Raw genomic sequence first — 528 nt, forward strand, 5'->3', positions numbered from 1 at the left:
CCGCAGCACACCGACGACCAGTCCGAAGAATAATTCCTGGTTCAGGATGCAGGCTGGTCACCAGAGTGACGCGGATATTTATATTTATGACGAGATTGGTTTCTGGGGTGTTACAGCGAAGCAGTTTATCAGTGATCTGAATGCACTGGGCGATATCACCCACATTAATCTCCATATTAATTCACCGGGTGGCGATGTCTTTGAAGGCATCGCCATTTTTAATGCGCTGAAAACACATGGTGCGTCCATTACCGTTTATGTCGACGGTGTGGCGGCGTCAATGGCGTCGGTCATTGCGATGGTGGGAAACCCGGTCATTATGCCGGAAAACACCTTCATGATGATTCATAAACCATTTGGCTTTACGGGCGGTGATGCGGAGGACATGCGCACCTATGCCGACCTGCTCGATAAGGTTGAGGCGGTTCTGTTACCCGCTTATGCACAGAAAACCGGGAAAACCACCGATGAAATTGCTGCCATGCTGGCGGATGAGACCTGGATGTCCGGTGCCGAATGTCTGGCACA

1 protein-coding gene is annotated in these 528 nt (G+C 50.9%); it reads left to right on the plus strand.

The window, feature by feature from the left end; genetic code table 11:
• A partial coding sequence (locus K0335_RS22295; RefSeq protein ID WP_231825867.1) for a head maturation protease, ClpP-related occupies window positions 1–528 on the plus strand: 528 nt, incomplete at both ends.

The organism is Escherichia sp. GZ89 (assembly GCF_019366485.1).
In the GTDB taxonomy this organism is placed as follows: Bacteria; Pseudomonadota; Gammaproteobacteria; order Enterobacterales; family Enterobacteriaceae; genus Escherichia; species Escherichia fergusonii.